16 protein-coding genes are annotated in these 23,469 nt (G+C 61.1%); all 16 read right to left on the reverse strand.

The window, feature by feature from the left end:
• Positions 1-161: 161 nt before the first annotated feature.
• The gene (locus BGO80_RS15485) at positions 162-1,526 is read right to left on the reverse strand and encodes a DUF4214 domain-containing protein (RefSeq protein WP_286722171.1); all 1,365 of its coding nucleotides are present in this window, start codon (positions 1,524-1,526) and stop codon (positions 162-164) included.
• Positions 1,527-1,616: 90 nt separating this feature from the next.
• Positions 1,617-2,906 (reverse strand): sugar transferase, encoded by a 1,290-nt coding sequence (locus tag BGO80_RS15490; protein WP_286722172.1) that lies wholly within the window; start codon positions 2,904-2,906, stop codon positions 1,617-1,619.
• Between the two features lie 178 nt (positions 2,907-3,084).
• Entirely contained in the window at positions 3,085-5,220 is a 2,136-nt protein-coding gene (locus BGO80_RS15495) for a DUF4214 domain-containing protein (RefSeq protein ID WP_286722173.1), read from the reverse strand.
• Between the two features lie 426 nt (positions 5,221-5,646).
• Positions 5,647-6,771, reverse strand: a complete 1,125-nt coding sequence (locus tag BGO80_RS15500; protein WP_286722174.1) for a glycosyltransferase — start codon at positions 6,769-6,771, stop codon at positions 5,647-5,649.
• A complete protein-coding gene (locus tag BGO80_RS15505) occupies positions 6,771-10,409 on the reverse strand; it encodes a glycosyltransferase (protein WP_286722175.1) in 3,639 nt (1,212 codons plus the stop codon). The genes BGO80_RS15500 and BGO80_RS15505 overlap by 1 nt, the downstream gene beginning before the upstream one ends.
• Positions 10,406-11,665: a class I SAM-dependent methyltransferase gene (locus BGO80_RS15510; protein ID WP_286722176.1), complete on the reverse strand. Its 1,260-nt coding sequence runs from the start codon at positions 11,663-11,665 to the stop codon at positions 10,406-10,408. Before BGO80_RS15510 ends, BGO80_RS15505 begins: the two co-directional genes overlap by 4 nt.
• Positions 11,662-12,879 carry an ABC transporter ATP-binding protein gene (locus BGO80_RS15515; RefSeq protein WP_126149592.1) on the reverse strand — a complete coding sequence of 406 codons (1,218 nt, stop codon included), beginning with the start codon at positions 12,877-12,879 and terminating at the stop codon, positions 11,662-11,664. Before BGO80_RS15515 ends, BGO80_RS15510 begins: the two co-directional genes overlap by 4 nt.
• Positions 12,876-13,670: an ABC transporter permease gene (locus tag BGO80_RS15520; RefSeq protein WP_286722177.1), complete on the reverse strand. Its 795-nt coding sequence runs from the start codon at positions 13,668-13,670 to the stop codon at positions 12,876-12,878. Before BGO80_RS15520 ends, BGO80_RS15515 begins: the two co-directional genes overlap by 4 nt.
• Before the next feature lie 71 nt (positions 13,671-13,741).
• The gene (locus BGO80_RS15525; RefSeq protein ID WP_126149590.1) at positions 13,742-14,833 is read right to left on the reverse strand and encodes a glycosyltransferase; all 1,092 of its coding nucleotides are present in this window, start codon (positions 14,831-14,833) and stop codon (positions 13,742-13,744) included.
• Between the two features lie 58 nt (positions 14,834-14,891).
• Positions 14,892-16,316 (reverse strand): mannose-1-phosphate guanylyltransferase/mannose-6-phosphate isomerase, encoded by a 1,425-nt coding sequence (locus BGO80_RS15530; protein ID WP_126149589.1) that lies wholly within the window; start codon positions 16,314-16,316, stop codon positions 14,892-14,894.
• Between the two features lie 201 nt (positions 16,317-16,517).
• Complete coding sequence (locus BGO80_RS15535) at positions 16,518-17,870, reverse strand: HlyD family type I secretion periplasmic adaptor subunit (RefSeq protein WP_286722178.1); 1,353 nt, start codon at positions 17,868-17,870, stop codon at positions 16,518-16,520.
• Positions 17,871-17,879: 9 nt separating this feature from the next.
• On the reverse strand, positions 17,880-19,601 hold the full coding sequence (locus BGO80_RS15540; protein ID WP_126149587.1) for a type I secretion system permease/ATPase: 1,722 nt from the start codon (positions 19,599-19,601) through the stop codon (positions 17,880-17,882).
• A gap of 339 nt (positions 19,602-19,940) precedes the next feature.
• Positions 19,941-20,366 carry a GtrA family protein gene (locus BGO80_RS15545; protein ID WP_126149586.1) on the reverse strand — a complete coding sequence of 142 codons (426 nt, stop codon included), beginning with the start codon at positions 20,364-20,366 and terminating at the stop codon, positions 19,941-19,943.
• A gap of 1 nt (position 20,367) precedes the next feature.
• The gene (locus tag BGO80_RS15550) at positions 20,368-21,303 is read right to left on the reverse strand and encodes a glycosyltransferase family 2 protein (protein ID WP_126149585.1); all 936 of its coding nucleotides are present in this window, start codon (positions 21,301-21,303) and stop codon (positions 20,368-20,370) included.
• The gene (locus BGO80_RS15555; RefSeq protein ID WP_286722179.1) at positions 21,300-22,919 is read right to left on the reverse strand and encodes a DUF6311 domain-containing protein; all 1,620 of its coding nucleotides are present in this window, start codon (positions 22,917-22,919) and stop codon (positions 21,300-21,302) included. Before BGO80_RS15555 ends, BGO80_RS15550 begins: the two co-directional genes overlap by 4 nt.
• Positions 22,920-23,013: 94 nt before the next feature.
• Positions 23,014-23,469: hypothetical protein (locus tag BGO80_RS15560; protein ID WP_286722180.1), on the reverse strand; the 456-nt coding region annotated here is incomplete at its 5' end.

Genomic DNA, 23,469 nt, shown 5'->3' on the forward strand with positions numbered 1-23,469 from the left:
AGTTCCGCCCTCGGGCTTGACCCGAGGGCCCGTCGGCAGGCGACGGACCTTCCTTGCCAGCCACCAAGGCGTGCATGAGTGAACTCAGCGCGGCATGAACGGACCTAACCCGCCCAGGGGAACACGCGCCCATTGCGGGGCGCGCGTCGCAAACCGCCGGGTCAGACGTACCAGATGCCGTCTTCCACCTGTGCGGCAACCTTGAGCTTGTTCTCGTCGCTGTTGGAAAAGAACGCCAGCAGATCACTGCGGTTGGTCTCGTTGGCGTTGAGCTTGCCCACCCAGTAATTGAAACCGCCCTGATCGTATTGGCGCCCCAACGTGTGGGTATAAAGCAGGTCGATGAACCGGCTATTGGTCACCGTGTCCTGAGTGCCGAAGGTTTTCTGGAACTCGTCGGACGCCAGGAAGCTCTCGGCGATGGCGGCGACCTTGATGCCCTTGTCCAGTTCGCGGATCCAGTAGCCCAGCCCGCTATGGTCAGGCGTGCGGTCGAAGGCCGCCTGGTAAAGCCGGTACATCTGCCCCGCATTGCCATCGATATCGGTGGCGAGAACACCGTCTGTGAACACAACGCGCTCACCTTCGGAGATGACCATGTCCCAGCCGCTGCCGGTCTTGAGGTAGAAGCTAAGATAATTGTTCTTGAGGCTGGTCCAGCCGATCTCCGAATAGGCGAAATCGGTGTGGATGACGTCGAAGCCGGGACCGGCCGAAATCTCGAAGGACTTGCCCGACACATAAATGGTGTCGTTGCCGGCGCGGGCAATGATTATATCGCGTCCGCCGCCGCCATAGATGATATCGTCGGAATTGGTTCCCTTGAAGGTCTCGGAGGCCGCGGTGCCCCATTGGGTCAGCGTGTGGGTCTGGTCGTTCCAGCTCCAATCCGCCACCTGCGTGCCGTCCTGGGCATCGGTGCCATAGAGCGCCTGGATCGCCTGCAGGTCCATGGTGCCGAGCTTGGGGAAGTAGTCCTTGTAGCTCATGACCGTGACATTGCCATTGTCGAGATCGGCCGGCAGGCGACGGTCACCCTCATGGGGATGTTCGAGGCCCAAGGCGTGCCCGATCTCGTGCAGGATGACGTGTCGATCAAGCCCGCTCTGATAATCGAGATAGAGACCTTGGTGCGGGTTGTTGCCGGGACCGTAGATATTGAACTGGCCGTCGCGCAGGAAAAACTTCGAGCTCGGCATGCTGCCATAGCCAGCAATACCGGTCGCAAGGTCGTAGACGCCGATATCGATGTCGCCCATGCCGGCTGGGACTTCGAAGAAGGTGATCCCCGAGACATCGTCCCAGGTCTTGAAGGCATCGCGGACCAGCTGTTGCTCGGCCGCACTCAGCTGCCGGAAATAGTTGGGGTCGGCAAAGCCCATGCGGTCGTTGATCCCTTGGGGCCGCGTTGCGGTGAAGGAATAACTGACAAAAACGGGGGTAGGTTTCAGGGTTCCGCCGACGGCCTGGTTCCAGGTCGAATCTGCGCTGACAAGGGCGGTATAGTCGCGGACGTAAGTGGCCATCTTCATCTCCATCGCGGCTGTCGGCGCATCTTGGCGCTCTAACCATGTCGCAAGTATTTCTGCTAATCACAACCCGGCAAGAGAGGAATCTCAGCGCGCACCTTTCCGCAACAAAAGCGTCTTGATGGTGCGCACCGAGATGATCACGTCGAGATCGAAGGAGACGTGCTTGAGATAGTAGAGGTCGTAGGAGAGCTTTTCGATCTCCTCGTCCTGCGTTTCGGCATAGCCATGGGATACCTGCGCCCAGCCGGTGAGCCCGGGCAGAAGGATAGATCGGTTGATATATTGCGGAATACGGGCTTCCAGCGCCTCTGCAATCGCCACCGAGACCGGGCGAGGCCCGATAAAGCTCATTTCCCCGCGCGCGATATTGAGCAGCTGCGGTAGCTCATCGAGGCGCAATTGCCGCACCAGATGGCATCCCGGCAATACGCGGCTATCATTGGCCGAGGTCGAGGCGCCATCGGCATTCTTGTACATGGTGCGGAATTTGTAGAGGCGGAATGTGCCACCGCCATAGCCTCGCCGCTCCTGGATGAAGAAGGACGGTCCGCCATCGACGAGGCGGATATAGAGCCAGAGCAGACCGCCCACGACCAACACCGGCACGGCCAGCACCAGCACGCCGACCAGATCGACCACTCGCTTGAAGCGATAGTAGAAAATCTGGCTCGGGCTATAGGACACGTCAGCCAGCTCGAAACTGTCGATGTCGACGCGGCCAGCATAGGTTTCAAGATAGCGTGGCCACGCCTCCATCTCGAGTCCTCTGGTGTAGAGCCGTGCCAGCACCGGCGCCCATTCGGCGCTGTGGTGAAAGGCCGGATCGATCAGCACCCGCCGGATATCGGGCCCAATTTCTTCGGGCGACACCACCTGCACCCGTCCATCGAGCTTTTGCGCCACGGCCTGGGCGCCGGGAAAGTCGAGGAGGCAGGCCCGGCGCGAGAGGGATCGCGCCATGGCCAGGTTCGCCAGCGTGACGCAGAGCAGGGTTGAGGGAATGGTCAGCGCGATGCCCACGAAACTCACCGGAATACGCGTCGCCGCCAGGATGGAGATGGCAAAGCTCAGCGCAAAGACCGTCACGGCCACGGCCATGCTGAAGGGGTGGTTGCGGCGGCTGGCAATGACCAGCAGGCTGACGGCAATGGCGGGGACCATGGCCACGACCAGTCCGACAGGCAGGATATTGTGCCAGTCGACCCGGTCGGCGCTGACCATCACCAGCACATAGATGGCCAAGGCCAAAAGCGCCGCGCTCACCGTCGCCGGCAGTGCGGCCTTGATCAGCAGCACATTGTTATGCGCCCGCCGCCGCGCCCCCAGATCGATCACCGCCTGCAGGCCATTCTGGCTTTGGCGAGTTTGGCTCATGAATACTCACGGAGGGTTGAGGGCAGGGCGCAAAAGCGTGAGTGCTGTTGTTGTCGCAGACGGTGTCGGCGTCAAGGGTGGGTTGCCCAGGACGTGGCCCCAAGCGAAAAATGGCGCCCGATAGGGTTATCGGGCGCCGAAAGTAAATTCGGAAAATTTGAACTAGACTAGCTTGCTGCTACTCAAGGTGGGCAAAGGCTTCGGCACCGCCTTGTCCGACGATCACGGTGATTTCTGCCGAAGCCACTTCGATGCCCTTGTGCTGAGCTAAAAGCTCGATCTCAAACTGGCCATGCGCGAAATTCCAGCCGGGATGATTTGCGTCGATTAGGTTTTTGATCCACCCAAAGTGGAAGTTTTGGGAGTTCTGAGCAATCTTGTCACCGGCAATATCAAGCGGGCGACCGTTAGCACCCAGTTGGGTAGCATGATGTCCGCCGACATTGTCCAAGAATCCCACCGTCTGGGACCCGGTCAGCAAGAAGGACTCGAACGCTCCATCAATGGTCGGGCCATCTGTCAGCTTTAGAGTGATGAAGTCGTTTTTCTCGGTCGGGTCGATGTCTACCTTCAGGAAAATGTCGAAGTCTTTCATCGAAAGCGGCGAGCCGTTCAGACCAGACGTAATGGACAGATCAAAGTTCCACTTGGCCTTGTCACCACCAAATATGCCACCGGCGGCGTCATACTGCTTATCTGTTTCATCGTACGTTACTGAATTTGCGTTGTCTCGACCGCGCGCTCTCAGCGCCAGTTCAATACCTGCCTGCTCGTTGGTAGAAGTTGTGAAGTTCGAAAGAGCGTCAATGCCGTTTCCGTTCCACATTTCCTTATTGTTGTAGATCGCACTTGCGTCGAGCTTTCCAAAATCGTTGACCGGGCCGGAATAATCCGAACGGTTCCAGCCCATCGCGTAATCGAATGCAAGAACGACCTTGTGGGCATCGCTACCCACATCAGTGCTGCGTCCACTGAAGACACCGCGTGCCGCATAGCCTTCGCCTGCTTCGTCCTTGATCCGCTGAATCAGCTCAGCGGCTTCGTCGGTCGGCCACCGATCTTGAATCGTGCCAACGTGGAAATTTCCAAGAAGATTGTCGTGAAGGCTCTGATCGCGACCCGCCTCAACCTTTGCGGAGAAGTCGGAGAATGGAATTCCACCGTCTTTCAGATATTCCACATATCTAAGCGCCAGCTCCAATGTCGCAGTATTGATGTTTTTATTGTAATACGCATTCTCAGTCGACGTATAGACGTCGTCCCAAATGTCCCAGAGCGCCTTGATCGTGTCGCCCTCTGAGCCATTCACCGAGACATCGATGCCTGTCTGGCCGCCTTGGTTGTTGTGACCAAGATTGTAAATCGTCTCGATATACGTTGCGTAGTTGATGGATTGGCCGAGGGTCGCCTCCGCAATCACCACCCCGGTCACATTTACCACGCCATCGCCACCAAATTTGGCAAACGACCCCGTCGACGCCACGTTCACCTTGCCGCCGGCGGCAACGTTGATTTCGGTGACGCTCGCATCATTGAAAGCCACGCTGTAATAGCCCGGTCGGCTGAGCGTCAGCACGCCATTGTTTTCCGACAGCGTCACTTCGGTACCAGCAGCGATCGAAATCACGCCATTTGCAATTGACGCCGCCGGCAGCGGATCGGGTACCACCGGGCCCCCGCCATTGCCGCCATCGGGGTCACCGCCGCCCGGCTCCTGGCCGCCATCGGGATTGGTCTTTTCCTCGATGAACTTGGCGATCTCGTCATTGGCGCTCTGCACGGAAGCCGGCGTGTGGTCGACCTTATCGACGATGGACTTGGCCGAGGCCATGTCTTCGCTCTTCCAGTCGGCGCCCGAAGCCACGAAATCACTAGTGAACTTGGCGGCCACTTCCGCCTTGTTCTTCAGCGCGTCAACATCGTTCTGGTTGGTGCTGTTGCGAGCAGCATTTTCAATTTCGAACAGCACGCGGACACCGGGCTTGCCCTGGTCCATCTCGGTCTTCCAGCGGCCGGCCCAGTAGTCGAGCCCTTCGTCGTCGGGCGTGCGCCCGAACATGTTCATATAGGCCTCGGCAATATAAGCCTTGATCTCGGCATCAGTTGGAGAGGCGGTCGTCTCATAGATCGCCTTGGCTTCCGGGCTCTGGGCGAACGAGTCGGCCATGTCTTCGAGGAACATCTTGCCGTCGCGACCGGCAGCAACCTCGTCGTTATAGCGCTTCACCCAATATTGCAGGCCTTCCGGATCGGCGGCACGGTTGAAGAACGACACATAGAGGCGCGACACTTCCACGCTGATATCGAAATCCATCACTCAACTCCCCAGGGATTAAATCGATTAACGAATTGTTAATCTGACAATTCATGGGGCGTCAATTGAGGGCAATTGTAGTGCCTGTGCCCTATTCCTTCGGATTCTGTAAAAGACTCTTTTGTAACAAAGAATTAACCATTTTTTCACGGATGCCGGAAAAATGTCTGATTGTGGACAGAATTTCGCCTTTGCAATGCTTGCTGCTCGCCATCTATCCGTAAGTATACGAAGGGCCGGTCGATGGTCGCGCTTCGCGCTGTGCATACGCCACGGCATTTGCGCGGGGGCGAAGGGGCTCGTTTCGTTTTGCGCTTGCTGATGAACTGTGCGGTCACGGACAGAAGTCCGCCGCGTCCCACGATTTTCGCGGGCTCGCCAAAGCGTCATCGCAGGGCGAAGGGTTCTGGCCCGCGATCCGCCAATTCAGCTTCGCGCCAGCGCCTGGTCGATCACGGCGCGCATGCTGTGGATGAACTGTGCGCGACCGAACTTGAGCGCTTGAGTTTCGCAGGCCGGCCGCATGGCGAGTGCTCGCTCGGGGGGCAGGGAATTGATCGCACCGATAAGGTCGCTGGCCGATGGGGCAGGGGGAAGCAGCACGCCGGTCTGCTCCGGCAACACGGTTTCCAGCAACCCGCCTTCGGCCACGCCGATCACCGGCTTGCCGGCCGCCATGGATTCCACCGGCGACATGCCGAAATCTTCTTCCACCGGAATATAGATGGTGGCAATGGCCCCTGCGATCAGGCCGCGCAATTGTTCGTCGCTGGTCCACCCGGCAAATTCAATATTGGCGGCACCGGCGGCACGCGCCCGCAATTCAGCCTCCTGATCGCCACCCGAGGCGATGATCAGCCGTTTGTCGGGCATGGCGATGAATGCGTCGATGATGGTCGCAATGCGCTTGAGCGGGGTCAGGCGCGCGGTCGACAGGTAATAGCCTTGCTGGGGTTCCCAGGCGAAACCACTGGTATCCACCGGCGGATAGACCACGATGCTCTCACGCCCAAGATGCTCGCGAATACGCTTCTGGATATTGACCGAATTGGCCACGATCACATGCATCCGCTCGACGGCGTGTTCATAGGCGCGCTGGAATAGCGGCCCCACCACGTCGAGGCCCAGCTTGCGCAATGGCCCGCTCTGCTCCCGGAAAAATGCCTTCTGGTCGTAGAGAAAACGCGGCGGCGTGTGGCAGTAAAAGACGTTGACGCCCGGCTTGTCGCGGGCTGGCGCGGCGAAAGGCGCCGCCACGCCGCTGTAAATGCGCAGATCCGCCTGGGCGGCGTGGCCACGCTGCTGTGCAAAGGCTGTAGACAAGGCAATGGAGGCTGCGCCGCGTACCTTGCGAATGCCGGAAAGGTTGAGATCCTTGTGCGCCGGTGGAAAAGCGGCCTCGTCATAGCTCTCCGCAGTGCGGTAGCCATAGATCAGCTCTGCCGAGATGGCATTGGCCAATTCCAGCACCAGCCGTTCACCGCCACCGCGAATGGCGAAATAGTCGTGATAGACCTGCAAATGCCTTGAGCCGGCCGGCACTTGCGCCATCAGTGCGTGGTTTCCTTGTCGAGGCTGTTGCGGAAAATGCCGCGTAACGTACCGGCCAGCTTGCGGCCGAGCACCGGATAAGCATGCACGTCGCGCCATTGCTGCGCCCGCTCGAGCACGGCCTGGCTTTCAGCGGCATTGGCACGCAGGTCGCGCGACAATTGCTTGAGCCCAGTCGCGATATCGGCCGGGGAAATGCCCGGCAGGGCGAAGACGCTGCCGGCCACATCGTCGAAAATCGGCAGCGGCGTCACTGCCACGGCCTTGCCCGCCGCCAGGCCGTAGCGCACCGCGCCACTCGCCGATTCTGCCGTGTTTTGATAGGGATAGACCACGATTTCGGCCTGCGACAGCAGCCTCAGGCTTTCGGCATCGGGCAGGAAATCGGTATGCAGCTTGACCTCGCTGCCGAGCCCATAGCGGTCGATCAATCCACGCGCCTGTTCGATCAGCTTTTGCGAGACTTCGGCCGGAAAGGCCGCATTGACCATATCGAGCTTGAAGGCAAAGTTTTCCGCCTTGAGCAGACGGGCGGCCTCGACCAGTTCGATCAGCCCCTTATTGGGCAGGAAGAAGCCATAGCTGGCCAGGTGCACCGGTGCATGGGCAGCAGGCCGTGCCGTGTTGCCGGCGGGCGAAGCGAGCACGCCATGGGGAAACAGCCCGACATTGTCGACGAGGCCCAGCGCCTTCAGCCGGTTGAGATCCGTGATCGAGTGCACCAGCAGGCGATCGCAGCGCGCCAGGGCGTCAGCGATATGGGCCAGCTTGCGGTCGGGATCATGTGCGGGGTCAATGGTCGCGTGCATGGTCACCACAACTCGCGTACCGGCGTCGCACAGACTGTGGAGCAGCTTGCCGAACGCAGCGAAGTCGAAAAATCCGTAGTTGAACTGGATAACGACCATATCCAGCTGGTGCCGTTTTACGGCGGCCAGCAGGTTGGAAAAATCGTCGACCTTGCCCTCGCGCCAGCATCGGACGATATTTTCGGGCTCGCCGGTGGGCAAGTCGTCCGGGGCGTCGGCGAGGATGATCGCGGGCATGCCCAAGACATCGAGCAGATGCTCCGAATAGGTGGCGATGCCGCAACGTTTGCGATAGGTCGACACCCAGCCCAGCCTCGGCTCCGCGGTCAGCGCCTCGACGCTGAGTGCGCGCGCCGCCTGCTGGTTGCGACGGGCCACTTCGGCCCAGCTCCAGCGGGGCAATAGCGTCTTGGTGGCATCGCCGGCCTTGCGCTCCAGCGCCTCGCGCAGCAATTGCGTCAGGTGCTCGCCGTCCGGCTCGGCCCAGGCGCTGAGTGGCTTGCTGGCTTCGTGAGTTGAGGCCGAGGCAAAAGTAAAATCGATCAGCGCGCTGTTTTCGGGCGTGCAGAAATCCATCTGCCCGCTCCAGCCGGTGGTGATCACATGCAGCCCGCTCAGCATGGCTTCCGCGATCGGCAGGCCAAAACCTTCTGCGCGGCTCGGCGCCACCAGCGTGTCGCACTGTTCGTAAAGCGCCTTCAGCGCACCATCCGAGAGATCATCCATGATGATCGTCACCGCTGGAAAGTCCGGATTGGTGGCGCGCAGTGCCGCCAATTGCTGCTCGATGGTGTTGTGCGGGTTGGCAAAAGTCTTGATGACCAGCAGCACATCGTCGTCCTTGCGGAACGCCGCGCCATAGCTCTTGAGCAGCACATCGGCGCCCTTGCGCGGAAAGCAGGACGAGACGTGCAAAAAGGTGTGTCCCGCGGTCTCGATGCGGTAGCTCTTGTCCGCCTCCACCGCCAACCAATGGTCGACGCCATTGCCCACAACGGTCACAGGCACCGACACGCCGGCATCGATCAGCACCTTCTTGACGTGCTCGGCCGTCACTGTGACGAATTGCGCACCCTCGTTGATGCCTTCGGCATAAGCGAACGGAAAGCCAGTCTCCTCCCAGGCGTAGCAAGATAATCCATTGATCTGGCTGTCCATATCCACCGCCCGGGGCGGATACATGTTGCGACTGACGACCTGTGCAGCAGCGCTATCGCTCGAGCGAGCATGCAGGGCGGCTATTTGCGGATTGGCCTTTAGGAAACCCTTGTCCGCCTCGTAATCACCGGGCCCCTCGGAGGCATGCAGTGCCGCGCGGGCCCCCGTCTGTTCCAAGCCCAGCGCCAACTCGCGATTGACCAGCGCCAGACTGTAGCTGCTGTCGAACGGGCCCTCGATGCGCCAGTCGATGACTTCGGGCAAGTCATAGGACCGTGAGAGATTGGCCACTCTCACGCGGTTGATCGCCATGGCCTGAGCAATCTGGGCGAGATCGGACGCGTTGGGGTGGCCGAACTGGCCAGACAGGGCCTTGAGCGCCGCGACCAACTGCTGTTCTACCGCGTCAAGGCGGAGCCTGGTTGCAGTCCAGTCAGAGCCGGGTTCATTCGGCTGCGCGGTTTCCAGCAACTTGGCCAAAGCTATTTCGGCGCTCTTGCTCCAGGAGAACTTGGCTGCCTGCACAGCGCCCTTGGCCACCAGCTCGGCGCGAAAGGCGTCATCGGTCAGCACCCGGTCGAGTACTCGAGCCATGTCACCAACCGAATGGGGATCGAACATGGCGTCGTCATTGCCCATCACTTCGGGGATGCTCGAGACATTGGAGCCGATCACCGCTGCCCCGCATTGCATGGCCTCGAGGCACGGCAGCCCAAATCCTTCATGCAGCGACGGAAAGACGAAGACTTCGCAGAGATTGTAGAGCTCGACCAGGTCGGCATCGCTGACGAAGCCGAGCAGCTTGTATTCGCTGCGATCGAGACCAACTGCATCGGCTTTTTCTAGCAAGTGCTGCCGCTCGCCCGGCGAAATACTGCCGGCCAGAACCAGTTGGTGCTCGCCCCGCAGCGCTTGCGGCAGGCGCGCAAAGGCTGCCATCAGCCGATCGAGGTTTTTGCGCGAGTCTGCGCCGCCGGTGTAAAAAATGAACTGGTCGCCCACCCCGAACCGCGCACGCGCGGCCGCCTTTTGCTCGTCCGACAGGCCCAGCGGCCGAAACTCCGGCTCGGCGCCTTCCGACGCATTCACCGCCTTCTCGGCCGGATAATGCAGCAGCTCCACGGCCTCCTTGAACGATTGCTCGGAAATGGCGATCAACCCGTCGGCACCAACGAACTCTGCCAGTTTGCCGCGATAGAAGCGGGAATAGTTCGGATCCGGCTTGAGATAGCGCTCTTCGAGGATCAGCGGGATCAGGTCATGCACCGTCGCCACCACCGGCACACGCGACAGCCGGTGCACGCTCAGCACCACGTCGTCGATAAAACCTTCGAAGAAGCTGGGCATGAACACGACGTCGGGCGCCAGCATCTCGATATAGGCTTCGCGCATGAGGGCCGAGGCATCATTGCGCCACCGCCCACGCTCCGAGCGGTCGTCCGCCTGGTCGAGCAATTCCACCACATGGATGTTCGCATCCGGCACGAAGTCGGAAAAATACTGTCGCAGCGGCAGGATAGTGTGTCCGAACCTGCTGTTGAGCAACAGGTGCACGCTGCCCGGCGCGGCGATCTTGGCGATCTCGCGCGCCATGTTCTTCACATAGCGGCCCAGCCCGCGAAACCTGCTCTCGTTCTGGCAGGCTTGCAGGTCGATCAGGATGCGGGTCATTTTTGGCTATCCTCGGCGCGGTCTGCAAGTTGGGCGTAGATCAGCCGGGCGCGTGGCGACAATAGTCGGTCGCCCAACTCCTGGCGAAAGCCGGCAGCCTCCACACCGGCCGACGCCGCCGTGCCATGCAGCGCCTGCCTCGCCCGGTTGGCCAGCGCCGGAAAGCGCGGTTCCGCCCATTTGGACAATTGCCGCACCGCCGGCACCTTGATCAGACGGCGCAACATCGCCTTGGCGATCCGCACCAGCACGGCGCGGGCGCGCTTCAAGGCCTTGCCGGCAAACCGCACCGGCCAGGTGAGGCGCCAGGACGTGCTGGTATAGATGGCGCCAATCTGCGCCCATTGCTCGTCCAGCCGCCGGTGCTGCTGCTCAACCAGTCCGCGCAAGTCGCCGAGCGCCTGGTCCTGACGGCGATTGATCTCCATGAGTTCGCCGATGCGGGCCTCCATCCGCGCGTCGAGCTCCGACCTGGCCGCGTCCACCCGCGCGGCGCTTTTCTGCTCCAGGGTGCCCTCGAAGCGCTCGGCCAGCGTGTCCAGCGTCAGCCCGCGATCCCGCGCATAGACTTCGGCCATCTCGGCGGTGATATCGTCCGGCCCAGCCTTCTGCGCCACCACCGAATAATCGGGGCTGACGCCGGTGAACACATTGATCAGCCCCACATCCCCGCCTTCCCGCAGGAGCGCATTCTCCTGCAGTCGCAAGACCTCGGCCCGCTCAAAACCGTGATGCCGCGCCAGAAAGGACAACAGCCCCGGCGGCAACGGCTTATTATGGGTGGGGTCCATGTGAAAGCTCAGCGTGCCGACGCTGATATTTTCCGCATTCGGCGTTTCGAGGATCAGCAGGCCGCCCGGCCGCAGGGCCCGCGCCGCTTCGCTGATCAGCTTCTGCAACACCTCGAATGGCAGATGCTCGGCGATGTGAAAGCCCGACACCACCGCAAGACTGTCATCCGGTTCATTGGCGAGATAGGCGATGGCATCGCCATGGGTCACCGACAGGCCCCGCTCGATGCAGTCCGCCAGCATGCCCGCATCGAGATCGACGCCATGGGCAACAAAGCCCATGGATTGTGCCAGTTCCAGCCATTCGCCGCGGCCGCAGCCCAAATCGAGCGCCTTGGGTTCGGGCATGTGGCGCACCAGCACCGCCAGGAAATCGGCATAGCCGCGCTCCAGCCGGCCATGGATTTCCTCGCGGCTGCCGCGGAAATTGCGCTCGAATTCGTGGTAGAAGTTCGCGTCGCTCATCGCTCTACCTCGAGCACCGGCGGCACCCACGCCATGCCGACGAATTCGGGGTGGTCGGCATTGACCACGCTGAAGGTCACCGCGAGGTCGCGCCACTCGTAATTCTGCTCCACATGGGTTTCGTGCCCATGCAGCGCTGCCGCAATCGAAAAATTGCCATAGCCGATATTGGCGTCGAAGGCGAAACGGAAGCGCACGATGTCGCCGGCTTTGAGCCCCTGCTGCACCTGCCCGAGCTGATGCGTATTGGTGCCGAAAACCGCCTGGCCCAGGCGATCCTTGATCATGTAGCCGGCCACCAGCTGGTCGATGTCCGTGTTGACCTTGGCTACGATCTCGAGTGTGACGCGGCTTCCAACCCGCACCAGTTCGGTGGGTTTGCCGGTTTCATCGAGCAGGCGCACCGTTTCCAGTGTCGCCTCGCCCGAGCCCGAGCGCGTCTGCACCCTTCCGCTGGCATCGGTGATCTGCTCGAGCAGATGCCCTTCCTTTTCAGCGATCAGCGCATTGTAGAGATCGAGCACCTCTTCGGGCGCCCCATCCTTGCGCACATGGCCGTCGTCGAGCAGGATCGCCCGGTCGCAGATGGCGATGATCGAAGAGCGATCATGCGACACCAGCAGCAGGGTCGTGCCTGCCTCGCGGAATTCGCGGATGCGGCTGAAACTCTTGTGCTGGAAATAGGCGTCGCCCACTGACAGCGCCTCGTCGACGATCAGGATTTCCGGGCGCACTGCGGTGGCCACTGCAAAGGCCAGGCGCACCTGCATGCCGCTCGAATAGACCCGGATCGGCTGGTCAAAATAGGCGCCGATCTCGGCAAAGTCCTCGATGCTTTTGATCAGCCCATCGATATCGTCCTGGGTGAACCCCATCAGGCCGGCGGAATTGTAGACATTCTGTCGGCCCGTCATGTCGGGATTGAACCCCATGCCCAATTCGAGCAGGGCGGCGATGCGGCCATTGACCGTTACGCTGCCCTTGGTCGGCTGCATGGTGCCGGTGATGATCTTGAGCAGCGTGCTCTTGCCGGCGCCGTTCTGCCCGACCAGGCCAACGGCCTCGCCCGGCGCGATGGAAAAGTCGATCCCCTTGAGAATATCGGTCTGGCTCTTGAGCTTTGGGGGCGCGCCGAACCAGGCGGCAAAGCGCGCCCATTCGCTGCTATAGGTATAAAAGCTCTTGTGGACGTTCTGTACGCTGATGGCACTCATAGCGCATCCACCATGTCAGGACCGGCCTTGCGGAACAGCACCAGGGCAAAGCCGCAGAGCAGCGCCGACATTACCGCGATGACGGCAATCGGCATCAGATGCGGTGGCTGATGATAGAGCACGATATTGTGGTAGGCCTCCACCAGCACATAGAGCGGGCTCAATCCCAGAAGTCCCTGATAGGCTTCCGGCACCACATTGGCCGGGTAGACGATGGGCGTGAACCAGAACAGCACCTGCAAAACGATGGGCACCACCTGTTCGGTGTCGCGCACGAAGACGTTTATCACGCCCAGCAGAAGCCCGATCCCCGCGGCAAATGCCGCCACGATGGGCGCCAGGAGGAAGTAGTAGAGCAGGTATCCGCTCACCCAGTGGCCCAGCAGCAGAAAGATGACGTTCATCACCAGGAACAGCGCCAGATTGTTGACCAGCGCCGAACCGATGGCGATCACCGGCAGGGTGATGCGCGGGAAATTCACTTTCTTCAGAGTATTGGCGTTGTTGATGAAGATCTTGAGGCACCTGTCGACGATCTCGGTGAACAGGTTCCATGCCAGCAGGCCCGCCATCAGGTACACCGCATAGCCATAGGTGCTGTCTACACCCGGCAGGCGGTTGGACAATAGGTTGGAGAGAATGAAGGCATAGATCATCACTTGCGACAGCGGTTGCAGGATAACCCATAGGCCACCCAGCTTGCTGCGGACGAACCGCGCCCGAAAGTCGTTCTTGATCGAGGTCCAGATAAAGAACCTATAGAGCCAGAGGCTGCGGAAAATGCCCTGCATGCAGGTCTCCAGGGGCGCAATCGAGCCCGGTTTCTAGGCCCCAAAGGCCTAACTTGCAAGTCGCGGTCCGGCTACGAGCCAACCCCGACTTGGCGATAAAGCTCAAGATAGGCGGCTGTCTGCATTTCTGCGCGAAACAGCGACAGATAGCGTTGCCGGGCCGCTGCGCCCATGGCTGCGGCGCGCTCGGGCGCTGCCTCCAGCGTATCGATCGCCGCGGCCAGTGCCATGGCGTCCGCAGGCGGCACGGTCAGGCCGGTCACATTGTCGAGATTGATATAGGTAGTCCCCGTGCCCATCTCGCACGAGATCATCGCCTTGCCGGCGCGCGCGGCTTCCAGAAGCGCGATGCCGAAAGCTTCGGAGCGCAGATGCGAGGGAAAGACGAAGGCGCGGCAGAGGCTCAAAAGCGCGATTTTGTCCTCGTCCGAAATCGGCCCGACATAGCTGACATTGTCACGGTCGAGCCCCGGCCATTCGCTGCTGTCTCCGGCTCCGGCGACCACGATACGCGCCTGCGTCTTGCCTGCGGCATCCGCGAGGAATGACAGGCCCTTGTAATAGCGCAGCGCCCCGACAAAGAGAAAAAAGTCCTGCCCCACCCGTTCGCGCCATTGCGCCACGAGATCTGGTTGCGGCTCAGGCACGTCGGGAATGCCGATGGGAATGACCTGCACATCATCCAGAGCCTTCAGCACGGCGCTCGATTGCACATAATTGGGCGAGGTTGCCACCACCGCATCCAAGTCGCGCAGGAAGCGGTCGCGCAGCGGCGCATAGGCCGCCAGCAGCCGCTTCTGCTTGACGATGTCAGAGTGGTAGGTGACCACGGTCGGGCAATTCGGCCGTGCCGAAAAGTGCAGCAGGTCCGCAAACGGCCAGGGAAAGTGGTAGTGCACCACATCCGCGCTTTTGCTGAGTCTGCGAAACAGTCCGAGGGCCGAAAACGACATGCCGGTCGAGGCGATGTCGAGATCACGATGTGCGATATGCACCGTATGGTGGTCGATTGGGATCTCGGTGCCGGTCTTGCCGGGGCCCAGAGCCAGCACCTGTGAGCGCACGCCCTGTTCCGCCATGCCCTCGGCCAGCGCGTGGATCACGCGCGGCACACCGGTAAAGTCCTCCGGCAAATAGGTTTTATAGACATGCAGGACGTTCATTGCGCCGCCTCGCGGGCAATGGCCGCGTTCATTGTGCCGGAGCAAGCAAGCGGGCGCATCATGCGCGCCCGAATTCGTCCTCGATGCGGATGATGTCGTCTTCGCCCAGATACGACCCCGTCTGGACCTCCACCAGTTCCAACAGGATCTTGCCGGGATTGGCGAGTCGATGCACGCAACCCAGCGGCAGGTAGATCGACTGGTTTTCGGTGAGCATCGTCACCTTGCCATCGACGGTTACCTCGGCCGTGCCGCTCACCACCACCCAGTGTTCGGAGCGGTGATGGTGCTTTTGCAGCGACAGCTTCTTGCCCGGCTGCACGAACAGGCGCTTCACCTGGAAACGCTCTCCGCTCAGCACCGAGGAATAGCCGCCCCAGGGGCGATAGGCGGTCTTGTGGATTTCGGTCAGGCTGCGCGTCGTCTCGTCAGCCTTGAGCGCCTTGACCAGCTTGCCGACATTCTGGGCCTGCGACAGCCGACCCACGAATACCGCGTCCTCGCTGACGATCACGGCAACGTCTTCCAGCCCGTCCACCACCACATGGGCCTTGTCCGACATCACCATGCTGTTGCGTGTATTCGACATCATGGCCGGGCCGATCACCACATTGCCGGCACTGTCGGCCTCGTGGGCATTCCACACCGCATCCCAGGCGCCCAGGTCCGACCACTTGAAGTCGACCGGCAGCACTGCCGCCTTGTCGGTCTTTTCGAAAATGGCATAGTCGACCGAGATATTGGGTGCCGTCTCGAAAGCGGCGGCATCGAGACGTGTGAAGTCGAGGTCGCTATGGCCCTGTTCCACCGCACCGCGGGCTGCGGCGTAGGTCTCGGGGGCCAGTCGCTCGCATTCGGCCAGGAAAGCCTTGGCCGAGAACATGAACATGCCCGAATTCCAGACGAACCCGCCCTGGGCCAGCATGGCTTCCGCACCGGCCAGGTCTGGCTTTTCGACGAAACGCTCGACCTTGCGCACGCCATGGGACAGCCCTTCGCCCACCGCGATATAGCCATAGCCGGTTTCCGGATGGCTCGGCTTGATGCCGAACGTCACGAGCTTCCCTTCGCGCGCGGCAGCAGCAGCGGCGTCGACAGCGCTGAAATAACTGCTGTCGGCGGTAATGGCGTGATCGGAAGCCAGAATATGCAGCACGGCATCAGCGTCATCGGCCATGGCCACGACGGCAGCTGCCGCGATGGCGACAGCTGTGTTGCGCGCCACTGGCTCGAGCAGGATCGATGCCAGCGCGACGCCGCCTTCCTGCGCCTGTTCGGCCACCAGGAACCGGTAGTCGGTATTGGTCAGCACGATCGGCGCGCTATAGCGCGAGGTGTCCGAAATCCGATCCAGAGTCTGCTGAAACAGCGACTTGTCTCCCACCAGATCGATGAACTGCTTCGGCCGGGCCGAGCGGGACATGGGCCAAAGACGGGTGCCTTGGCCACCGGCGAGGATCACGGGAACGATTGTCTGGGTCATCTGCGTCGAATGTTGATTGTCTTGCCTCGGGTGATAGCCGGTCATCCGCGCTTTGTCACCGTGGCGAGGCATTGTTTTGAACGGGGTAGGGAGCCGCGCCGCACCAATCGTTCTCACCCCTACCGGGCGAGATGGAAAGCGCATGCCCAAATGAAAAACCGCCGGACCCGGGTCCGGCGGCTTGATCGCAGCAACGGGCGCCTATTTCTCTCGCATGCCCTTGTGGAACATGTCCGACATCGGGCGGATGAAATATTCGGCCAGGGTGCGCTCGCCAGTGGAGACGATCACGTCCACCGGCATGCCCGGCAACAGCCGCTCGCGAATATCCTGCGGCACTTCCGAATCCCGCACCTCGATACGGGCGCTGTAATAGGGCGCCATATTGGGATTGGTCGGCTCGATTACGTCCTGCGACACCACCGAAATGGTGCCGAAGATCGCCGGCGTGGTTTTGGACGAAAAAGCCGGGAAGCGGACTTCCGCCTGCTGGCCCACCGAGACGCTGTCGATGTCGATCGGGCGCACCTGCGCCGAGATGATCAGGTCGTCGTCGAGCGGGATGATGTCCATCACCGGCTCGGCGGGACGGATCACGCCGCCTACCGTGTGCACGCGGATGTTCTGCAGCTTGCCGCGCACCGGCGCCCGCACCACGGTGCGGTCCAGCACGTCCCGCGCCACATTGGCCCGCTCGGTGGTTTCGTTCAGCATTTCGCGCAGATCGCGCAATTCGCCGCTGGCGCGCTCCACGAATTCCTGCCGCAACTGCACGATCTGCAGTTCCGTCTCCGAGATTGTCTGCCGCAGCTTGGCGATTTCCGAGGTCAGTCGGCCCAGCTCACCCTGCAATTCGAGGCGCGAGCGGTTCATCGACGACAATTGGTTGGTGGCAACGATGCCGCTTTCCTGGCCCCGCGTCATGCGGGTGATTTCGTCGGTCAGAGACGTCATCTGCCCTTCGATGGCGTCGCGCTGCAGCAGCAGCCCGTTGATGGCCTCGTTCACCTGCCCGACACGCGAAGTGAAGATGGCGATCTGCCCGTCGCGGCTTGTGGTGCGATCCTCGAACAGCGTTTCCTGCAACGCCACCTGCTGCTGCACTTCCGGGCTCGTGGAATTGCGCAGTGCATCGGGAATGACCAGCGTCGGCGCATTGGTGCTTTCCGCGATCAGCCGGGCTTCCTGTGCCTGCAGCATGGAAAGCCGCGAGCTGAGGAAGGCGTAATTGCTCTGCGCCTGGGTCGATTCCAGCCGCAAAACCGCCTGGCCGGCCTCCACGATCTCGCCTTCGCGCGCCAGGATCTCAGCGACGATACCGCCCTCAAGATGCTGAACGGTCTTGCGGCTCGATTCCACCGACACCGTGCCACCGGCCACCACGCCGCTGGCCAGCGGAGCGGTGAAGGCCCAGGCGCCGAACACGCCAAAGGTCAATACCAGCGTGATATAGCCGAGGACAACATAGCGGCGCGGAGAAAACTCCTGATTGCGCACGCTCTTGCCATAGGCAAGGTCCTGGGAGTCGTCGCCTGAGAGGGTAGCGAGGGACATGGCCGTTCCTTAAGCAATGCTGCGGGTCGGAGTGGGGTCGGTCGGTGGCTGCACGGGTTTCAGTGCCGGCTTGATCTTGAGCAGTTCCTGCGTCGGGCCGAAGGAGCGCATGCGGCCTTCGGCCAGGATCAGCGCCTTTTCGGCCAGACTTACGAGGCTCATCTTGTGGCTGACGAACAGGATTGCCTTGCCCTGGGCTTTGAGCTCCTGGACGATCTGGAACAGCGACTCTTCGCCTTCACTGTCGAGATTGGCGTTGGGTTCGTCCAGAATGATCAGCGAAGGGTTGCCATAGAGCGCGCGGGCCAGACCGATACGCTGCCGCTGCCCGCCCGAAAGCGAGCGACCGCCAATGCCGATCTGGGTATTGTAGCCGTCCGGCAGGTTCTGGATCATCTGGTGCACGCGCGCCTGCGTGGCGGCAGCCAGCACGTCCTTGTCGTCGGCGTCAGCCTGGAAGCGGGCAATGTTCTCGGCCACTGTGCCGTTGAACAGCTCAACCGACTGCGGCAGATAGCCCAGATGCTTGCCCAGCACGTCCGGATCCCAGTGCTGCAACTCGGCGCCGTCGAGGCGGATGCTGCCGGAAAAGGCCGGCCAGATGCCGACCAGGGCGCGCATCAGGCTCGACTTGCCTGCGCCGCTCGGGCCCACCAGGGCCACGGCCTCGCCAGGCTGCACGTCGAAAGTGACGCCCTGCAAGAGGGCGGTGCGGGCGCCGGGTGCCACCACAGCCAGGCCATTGATCGAAAGCCGACCGGACGGCGCGGGCAGGGCGGTTTTTTCTTCCTGTTCGGGCATCTGCTTGAACAGGTTCGACAAACGGCCATAGGCTTGGCGAGCGCCAACGAACTGCTTCCACTGGCCGACGACCTGATCAACCGGCTGTAGCGCGCGGCCCATGAGGATCGAACAGGCGATCATCGAGCCGGGCGAGATTTCGCCCTCGAGCACCAAGTAGGCGCCGACGCCCAGGATCGCCGTCTGCAGGCCCATGCGTACGAATTTGGAGAGAGACTGGATGGCGCCCGCCCGATCGCTGGCGATCGCCTGCTTGACCAACATGCCCCGATGCATGTCGTGCCAACGGCTGCGCAGGCTGCCTTCCATGCCAAGGGCACGGATGGCTTCCACATTCTGCAGCGTAGTATTGGCGAAGTGCTGGGCCGACTGGCCCATGCCCGAAGCCTCATTCAGCGTCTTCTTGGTCAAGAATTCGTTGGCCAGCGCCAGCGCCAGCACAATGACTGCACCACAAAGAGCCACCCAGCCCACCATAGGATGGAAGAGGAAGCAGACGAGCAGGAAGATCGGCACCCACGGCACGTCGCACAAGGCAATCAGGCCCGAGCCGGTAAGGAACTCGCGCAGCCGGTCGACGTCGGCGAGCACGAATTCGGATTTGCCGTTGGGCTGGCGGATCGTGCTGGTCACCACGCGGTTGAACAGCGCCTTGGCGATCATTTCGTCGAACCGCATGCCGGCGCGAACCAGCACGCGCGAGCGGATCCATTCGAGAATGGCGTAAATGCCGAGCAGCGCCAGTGCGATGAAAGTGATCATCAACAGCGTCGTCTCGCTGCGGCTGTGCAGCACGCGATCGTAGACCTGCAGCATATACAAGGGCGACACGAACATCAGCAGATTGATGGCAACGCTGAACACGATCGTTGCCACCAGGATCGTACGATAAGTCTGAAGAGCCGCTTTGAACGGATTCTGTGTCGCCATAATGTTGCTTTCACTCATTCCCTGAGGGCGCAAAAGGTCGCCGCGGAAAAATGCCGGTCATGAACGGCAGTCTCCAATACAGTGCCACGCCAACATATAACAGCCCATTATCGGAAATTGCAGGCAGAAACATCGCCAATTGGTGCGACCTCATCACACTGTTTGGTGACGTCTTCTGCAGCCTGTTCGCAGCGCCTCCGGCGGCGCAATTGGCAAGCGGCGGGGAGCGCAATGGCACGCTGCGCGTAGCGGTCTTGTTCCGGCCATTTGGGTCATTGCTTGGGCAGGGGCGCATCTGGGTCGGGCATCCACGTAGCGGAGCATCCGGCCGCCGGCAAATCACTCCGCCTCGCTCCGAATTGGGGCAGGTTTGTTGAAGACGAATTTGTTTAAAATAAGAAAGCTGACCACGGGCGTCAGCACAATGATCGCGGCCAGCGAATACAGATAGTGGACGTTGAAAAACTGTCCGATCTGAGAAATCGTCAGTGTCATGCCCAGCGTGAACAAAGACGAGAAGAAGAATTTTACGTAGCGATAGACATGCAGTGATGCCTTGAAGGTGATCAGCGAATTGAGCACGTAGGAAGACACGTTCGCCACCATGAAGGCGCAGAAATTGGCCACTGTGGGATTGGCGTGGAACAGCTCGACCAGCAGGATCACCCCGCCGGCATGCACGACCGTATTGGCGGCGCCAATAGTCCCGAAAATCAGGAATTTCCGGTACTTGCGCAGTGTCCGGGCGATCCAGTTGTCCATCATGCTATTTGTCGATGATGTCGCGGACGATATAGATCGGTCGATATTTGGCTTCCTTGTAGATGCGCCCGATATACTCGCCAAGCACGCCGATGCCGATCAGTTGTACGCCGCCGATGAAGGACAGCAAGGCGGCCAGCGAAGGATAGCCCGCCACCGAATTGCCGAAGGCGATGGCGGTGACCACGATATAGAGGCCGTAGAGCAGGGCACACAGCGAGATGGTCGAACCTACATAGAACCAGAGGCGCAGTGGGGCTGTGGTGAAGCTGGTTATGCCATCGACGGCAAAGTTCATCAGCCGCCACAGGTTGAAGCTCGACGTGCCGAACTCTCGCTCCGCCACTTCGAACTCGACCACCTGGGTCCGAAAACCCACCCAGGCAAACAGCCCTTTCATGAAGCGCTGGTTCTCGCGCACCTGCTTGAGCGCCTCGACCACCTTGCGGTCCATCAGTCGAAAATCACCCACGTCCTTGGGAATAGGCACTTCGAACAGCCTGGCGGCCAGGTCGTAGAAACGGCTGCTGAACCATTTGCGCAGGGCAGAATCGGTATCACGCGTCTTGCGCTTGCCCAGCACCACCTCCGCGCCGTCGCGCCACAACTTGATCATCAACAGGATGGTCTCGGGCGGATGCTGCAGGTCGGCGTCTATGACGATGCACGCCTTGCCGCGCACATTGTCGAGCCCAGCGGTGATGGCCGCCTCCTTGCCGAAATTGCGGCTGAAATCGACGATGCGGATATGGGCTGCTTCGGTGCTGAGCGCGTTGAGGCGCGTCAATGTTTCGTCGCCGCTGCCGTCATTGACGAATATGGCTTCCCACCGCGACCCCGTCGTCGCCATCACGTCCTGCAGCCGTGCCCAGAAAGCGGCGATACCGTCCGCCTCGTTGTAGCAGGGCACGACAATGGAAAATTCGATATCCTCGGTCATGGCGTGACTCTGCAAATCGACCAGATCTCCAGCGTCTTGCACTGGGCATTTTCCGGCATGTAACTGGCAATCTGCTCTGGCGTGAAATGCGTCGTCGCAAAGACATAAGCCGATGTCGCCGGGTCAGAGGCATCGATCTCGGATGCAATGGCCTCGCAATCGGCGCCATAGCGCGAAATAAAGCCGGTAGTCAGATTATAGCCAGCCTCGGCCGCCACCGACTGCAGGGGTAGCACTTCCCGCGCATAGCCCCCGGGGCATTTGAACTTCGGGAAAGCATGAATGGTGGTTACCCCCGCCAGTTCCGCCCGCCACTCATCCATATCGGCAAGAATATGCGGCTCGCGCTCCAGACTATGTCCCACCTCGCGATAGGTCGGGATCATGTCTGCCAGCTGGATCACCAGGGCGACAACCACCAATATCGCGCGGAGCGGCAGCGCGACACGGCCAAGGCTAAGCGCCGCAACGGCAACAAGGGCATAGGACACCAGCCAGAAGAATCGTCCCGAAGACCGGAAGGCTTCGAACAATCCGGTCAGGAATGACGGAAATTGCCACTCGAGCACCTGCACGTCGCTGACATAGACATGATTGGACAGCGCATAGATGACGCAGAGCGCCAAAATGCAGACCAGCACCGGTCCGAAGTATGAAGCAGCCCCGGCTGGCTCGGTCTTGCCCTGCCGGTGTCGCAGCCAGACACTGAGGGCAAGGAGCGCGATCAGTCCAAGACCGAGATAGTTATAGCCTTCATATTGTCCGCCCGTGCCGGGCACGTAGAAGGGCAGCCGGACCAGGAAGCCGTGGCCGATTGGCGACAGGACATTCATCGAGTAGAAGCCGAAGCCAGTATCGGGCACCGCCTGACCGAACGCCGTGCCCAACATGATTGGCACGCTGGCCACAACCGCAATGACAGGCACGACGCTCGCCAGCACTTCCCCAGCCTTGCGCGTCTTGAGCCAGCGGTCGCCGGTGCTTGCCACCATCACCGCCGCGACCATCGCGGTAATGTAGAAATTGACGTAGAACGAAACCAGCAGCAGCACGGTCCACAAGACGATGTCGGGCCGGGCCGCCGCGCGTCCGCGGAAGTAGAGGGTCAGCGCCAGCAGCAGCAGGAAATGCGCCTGCAGGCTGGAATGACCCATGCGTGCCGTCAGCGACGGCATGAGGATGCAGAGCGCGACGACTAGCCCGACGCGCAGCAGGTCCGAGCCGGCCAGCTGCCGCCCGAGCAGCCAGGCCGCCCCGCCCTGCATGCCATAACAGACCAGCATCCAGTACCCGAGCGGATTGAGCGGGACATGGATGACCGTGTTGAGCAGCTTGAGCACGAAGGAAAAGGCGGGAATCGCATCGACGAAAGTCAATGTCGTGCCATGCGGCCAGTTCAGCGACGGAATGCCGAGCAGCGGCCACTGCCATGGCGCCGCGAGATAGGCCCGATAGCCGGATATGTACTGGGATACGTCCTCGACCTGGGTCTGCCAGTAGCTGGAGTAGCCCTTGATGAAATCATCGGGCGTAATAATCCAGAGAAACAGCGCGCCGACGAGGCAGGACGCGACAAAACCGGCAATGTCGAGCCAGTGCGCGCGCACGGAACTCATGGAAATTCTATTCATAGCTCTATCGCCGGTTGTTGAGCGGAGGCGGACGGCTCTATCCCCGTCCTTCACCTTTCGCAACGGCCAGCGGCCGATATCACGCGAAAAGCATGCCGCTGGCGTAGAAATCGGCGTAATGGCCGATAGCGGTGATGGTCATGATGTCGTCCACCACCCAGCTCTTGGACACATAGCGGTCCGTCGGCTGGTCGATCGCCGTCAGGTCGATCAGCACCAGCGCCGTATCCATCTTGATCATCTCGATCTTGTCGGACTTCATCATGAAGTCGAGGATGAATGACTGCGCTCGCGCGTCATAATCGGCAAAGCCGCTATTATTGCCATTGACCGAGGGCTTGTTCGGCTGTGTCGTGCCTCCCCCGCCATTCGGCGACGTGCCGCCAACCACCGGAACCGGCAGGCTGGGCAGCATGATGATGTCGCTGTCCTTGGGGGCCAGCGAGGGCGCATCATAGGGGGCAGGGGGGGCTTCCGCATTGATGGCCGCCACTAGGTCGGTCGCCGTCAGCAGTCCGGTCCCATCCTTGCTCGC

Source organism: Devosia sp. 63-57, from assembly GCF_001899045.1.
In the GTDB taxonomy this organism is placed as follows: Bacteria; Pseudomonadota; Alphaproteobacteria; order Rhizobiales; family Devosiaceae; genus Devosia; species Devosia equisanguinis.